This window comes from Spirillospora sp. NPDC049652, from assembly GCF_040675125.1.
Lineage (GTDB): Bacteria > Actinomycetota > Actinomycetes > Streptosporangiales > Streptosporangiaceae > Spirillospora.
Map to the genome: position 1 here is coordinate 1 of NZ_JBFAOF010000610.1, position 4,461 is coordinate 4,461.

A 4,461-nucleotide genomic window follows, 5' to 3' on the forward strand; every position below is an offset into this window, starting at 1 on the left:
GTACCACTCGGTGCCGAACGCGCGGCGGAACAGCGGGCGGGGCAGCCGCAGCAGCGCGGCGAGCGTCCGGACGGTGTCGCCGCCGGTGGCCTGGGACGCGTGCGCCGCCATCGCGGCCCGCTTGGCGGCGGCGTACCGGCCGACCCGGACGCGGTGGGTGATCGCGGCGGCGGGCGTGTACGCCCGCTCGAAGGACGCGACGTCCAGCGAGCGGGGCAGCAGCCGCAGCCCGGCCAGCGGGCGCAGCACCCGCAGCAGCAGGTCCCGGTCGACGGTCGCCTCGAGGACGACGGGTGTTCCGGCCATCGTCGCGGCCTCCGTCCCGACCCGGTGCACCTGGACATGGTCGGGGTGTCCATACCCGCCTGCGGGGTCGTAGACGACCAGCAGGTCGGCGGCCTCCCTCCGGAGCACCCCGGCCAGCTCGGCGGCGGCCTCCGCGACGGGCGCGCGGGCGAACCCGCCGGGGGCGTCCCCGTCCAGCCCGGAGTCCTCGTAGCCGAGCAGGACGACCCGCTCGCACCCGAGCGCCCGCGCCGAGGCGTGCAGCTCGGCCGTCCGGACGGCTCCGAGCCGGTCCCTCCGCGCCGCCTCCCCGTCCACCCCGTTCGCGCGGGTCGGAGGCGGGTCAGCGGTCAGGCCGCGTTCGCCTGAGGTGGCCACGACCAGCACGACGCGGTGTCCCTCGGCCGCGAGGCGGGCCATGGTGCCCGCCGTGAGCAGCGCCTCGTCGTCCGGGTGGGCATGGAAGAAGACACAGGTTCGTCGCACGGGTATCTAGATTCCCGGGGCGCGTGAAGCGTGCCCCTCCTCCAGGTCAAGGCTCGCCCATGCGCCCGCGCGGTAGGCGGGTCGCCGCAGGCGCCGCCCGCACGGTCATGGGGTGCGGATTCTCCATGTCAGCGACTGTTTCCCGCCCCGGCTCGGCGGTATCGAGGTGCAGGTCGACGAGCTCGCGCGGGCCCAGCTCGCGGCGGGCCACGACGTCGCCGTCGCCACCGCCACGCCCGCCCCGCCCGGGACCGGCCCGGCCGCCGGGCCCGGCGAGCCGCCGTTCCCGGTGGTCCGGCTGGTCGCGCCGGTGCCCTGGGAACTGCCGGTCGGACGGTCGCTCGGGCCGCTGCTGGAGGAGTTCAAGCCGGACGTCGTCCACGTGCACGCGGGGGCCGTGTCGCCGTTCGCGTGGCGCGCCGTCCACAGCCTGGGGACGACGGAACCGCCGGTCGTGCTGACCGTCCACAGCATGTGGGGGCCGGTCAGCCGCGCGGTCTACCGGACGCTCGTCCCCGGCTGGGCGCGCCGGCACGGCGGCGGGCTGGTGGTCACGACCGTGAGCGAGGCGGCGGCGCGTCCGATCCGCGCGGTCGTGGACGGGCGGCTCCCGGTCCGCGTCGTGTCGAACGGCATCGACCTGACCTCCTGGAACGCCGAGGCGCCGGCGCCCGCCCCGGGTGCGGACCCGGCCCCGCCCGGGGTCGAGCCCTTCGCGCCGGACGGGACGCCGCACGTGGTCGCGGTCGGCCGGCTCGCCCCGCGCAAGGAGCCGGTGAACCTGCTGCGCGTGCTGCGCGAGGCGGCGTCGGCCGCGCCGCTGCGCGCGACGATCGTCGGGGACGGCCCCGCCCGCCCCCGCATGGAGCGGTACCTGCGGCGGCACGGGATGACCGGCTGGGTGCGGCTCACCGGACGGCTCGACCGGTCCCGGGTGCGGACGGTCCTTGCGGACGCGGACGTGTTCCTCGCCCCGGCGTCCCGCGAGTCGTTCGGGCTCGCCGCGCTGGAGGCCCGGCTCGCGGGCGTGCCGGTGGTGGGGCGGTCGGGCGGCGGCGTCGCCGACTTCGTCACCTCCGGGCGCGAGGGACTGCTCGCCGCGACGCCCCGGGAGCTGGCGGCGGCGCTGGCGCGGCTCGCGTCCGACCCCGCCCTGCGGGGCCGGATCGCGGCGCACAACCGGGCCACCTCACCGGTCCGGTGCTCGTGGCCCGCCGTCCTCGCGGCCTTCGACTCCTGCTACGAGGCGGCGTCGGCGAAGACCGACCTCGCCCACTTGTAGTCGGACTTGCCGACGGCCGTCCGCTGCACCTCGGCCACGATCCGCACCTCGCGGGGGAGCTTGTACCCGGCCAGCCGCTCGCGGCAGTGCCCGACCAGCTCCTCCAGCGTCGGGGACGTGCCCGGGCGCGGCGCGACGACGGCCGCGACGCGCTGCCCGAACCGCTCGTCGGGCAGCCCGACCACGACGACGTCGTAGACGTCCGGGTGGTCCTTGAGGGCGACCTCGACCTCCTCGGGGTACACCTTCTCGCCGCCGGTGTTGATCATCAGGGAGCCGCGGCCGAGCAGCACGATCGTGCCGTCCTCCTCCAGCTCGGCGAAGTCGCCGGGCACCGACCAGCGCACCCCGTCCGCGTCGGTGAAGAAGGTGGACGCGGTCTTCTTCGGGTCGTTGTAGTACCCGACCGGGATGTGCCCGGACCGCGCGAGCTTGCCGATCTCCCCGGGGCGGACGGGCTTCAGGTCGTCGTCCAGGACGGTGATCCCCGGCTTCATCATGAACCGGGCGGTGCCCTCCTTGCCGCCCACTGACGGCCCGCACGCGCCGGTCTCGGACGCACCGTAGTTGTCGAGGAAGACGACGTTCGGCAGGTGCTCCTTCAGCTCGTCCTTGGCGCCCTCGGTCAGCGGCGCGCCGCCGGAGGCGATCGCGAACAGCGACGAGGTGTCGTGGTCGCCCGCCGCCAGCTCCCTGGCGACCGGGCGGGCCATCACGTCCCCGACGATCATCAGGACGTTCGCCTGCTCCTCGGCGAGCAGCCGCAGCGCCTTGGCCGGGTCGAACGCGTGGTCGGTGTAGAGGACGACCTTGGCCCCGCTGAACAGGCCCATGAACGCGACCCACTGGCCCGCGCCGTGCATGACGGGCGCGCAGTCGAGCACCGCCATCGCCGGCTGCTCGGCGTTCGCGGCGAGCGCCTCGGGGCTGGTCACCGGGTCGCCGAGGACGTTCCCGCCGCCGAGCGCGCCGAAGAAGATGTCCTCGCTGCGCCACTCGACGCCCTTGGGGTAGCCGGTCGTCCCGCCGGTGTACATGATGTACCGGTCGTCGTCGGACCGCTCGGGGAAGTCGTCGTCGCCGGACACCTCGCCGAGCGCCTTCTCGAACTCCACCGCGCCGGGGACCTCGGCGTCCGAGCCGTCCTCGATGACGACCAGGTGCCGCAGCCGGGGCAGGTCGCCGCGGATGTCGGCGACCTTCGCCAGCAGGGACCGCTCGGCGACCAGCGCGACCGCGTCGGAGTCCGACAGGACGTGGTGCAGCTCGGCGGCGACGTACCGGTAGTTCACCGGGATCGGGACGGCGCGGATCTTGAAGACGCCGAGCATCGTCTCGATCCACTCGGCGCGGTTGTAGGAGAGGATCGCCACGTGCTCGCCGGGCCGCACCCCGGCGGCGTCCAGGTGGTGCCCCACCCGGCTGGCCCGCTCGTTCAGCTCCCGGTACGTCCGGCGCTGGTCGCCCGCCACGAGCGCCGGCCTGTCCGGGCCCGCCTCGGCCAGGATTTCCAGGAGATCCGCCAGGTTGTAGCTCCGCGCCATGGCCACACGTCCTCGGGGTGGGGTGTACCGGGTGCCCCCGATGATTTACCGCGACCCGGCGTCCGCTCAATAGCTATGGACGCCACGTCTAATGAGATGGGTCACAACAGGAACACCCGCCCACTCTCCCCACAGAGCCGGCCGAAGCGCAAGTATTCGCAGGTCAGCGGCCGATCAGGAGGGGTGGCCCCGGCCGGGCCGGCGGGACCCCGCAGACCCTTCCCCCGAAGGGATCCGCGTTCTTACACCGCTCTTATCTGGGAAAGGGCATGCTGAGCCGTAACGATTAAGTATCAGACGGGGGTAGCGGTGAGCGCAGGCGCAGTGGCGTGGACGCCTCCGACATGGGAGGAGATCGTCGACCAGCACTCCACGCGGGTGTTCCGGTTGGCGTACCGGCTGACGGGGAACCGGCACGACGCGGAGGACCTCACCCAGGACGTGTTCGTCCGGGTGTTCCGGTCCCTGTCGTCCTACTCGCCGGGGACGTTCGAGGGCTGGCTCCACCGCATCACCACCAACCTGTTCCTCGACCGCGCGCGCCGCAAGCAGCGCATCCGGTTCGACGCGCTCGCCGAGGACGCCGACGAGCGCCTCGCGGGCCGCGAGCCGTCGCCCGCGCAGACCTACGACGACCGCCACCTCGACGCCGACATCCAGGCCGCGCTCGACTCCCTCGCGCCCGAGTACCGCGCCGCCGTCGTGCTGTGCGACATCGAGGGCCTCACCTACGAGGAGATCGCCGCCTCGCTCGGCGTGAAGCTCGGCACCGTCCGCAGCCGCATCCACCGGGGCCGCGCGCAGCTGCGCGTCGCGCTGGAGCACCGCCGCCCGGCCGGGGCGGGCTCGGCCGGGCGGCGGTGC

General features: G+C 74.4%; 4 protein-coding genes. 2 read left to right on the forward strand and 2 right to left on the reverse strand.

All coding sequences use genetic code 11. The annotated features are described in order from the left end of the window. The coding region (locus AB0J52_RS29000) for a PIG-L family deacetylase (RefSeq protein WP_500185682.1) at nucleotides 1-771 on the reverse strand (771 nt) is incomplete at its 3' end. A 112-nt stretch (nucleotides 772-883) separates the two neighbouring features. Here AB0J52_RS29000 and AB0J52_RS29005 point away from each other — a divergent pair. Next, nucleotides 884-2,053 carry a glycosyltransferase family 4 protein gene (locus AB0J52_RS29005; RefSeq protein ID WP_500185684.1) on the forward strand — a complete coding sequence of 390 codons (1,170 nt, stop codon included), beginning with the start codon at nucleotides 884-886 and terminating at the stop codon, nucleotides 2,051-2,053. Here the strand turns inward: AB0J52_RS29005 and AB0J52_RS29010 are convergent. After that, entirely contained in the window at nucleotides 2,011-3,597 is a 1,587-nt protein-coding gene (locus AB0J52_RS29010; RefSeq protein ID WP_500185686.1) for an acyl-CoA synthetase, read from the reverse strand. The two genes, AB0J52_RS29005 and AB0J52_RS29010, sit on opposite strands and share 43 nt — an antisense overlap. A 309-nt stretch (nucleotides 3,598-3,906) precedes the next feature. Here AB0J52_RS29010 and sigE point away from each other — a divergent pair. Then, on the forward strand, nucleotides 3,907-4,461 hold a 555-nt coding region (gene sigE / locus AB0J52_RS29015; RefSeq protein ID WP_500185687.1), incomplete at its 3' end, for an RNA polymerase sigma factor SigE.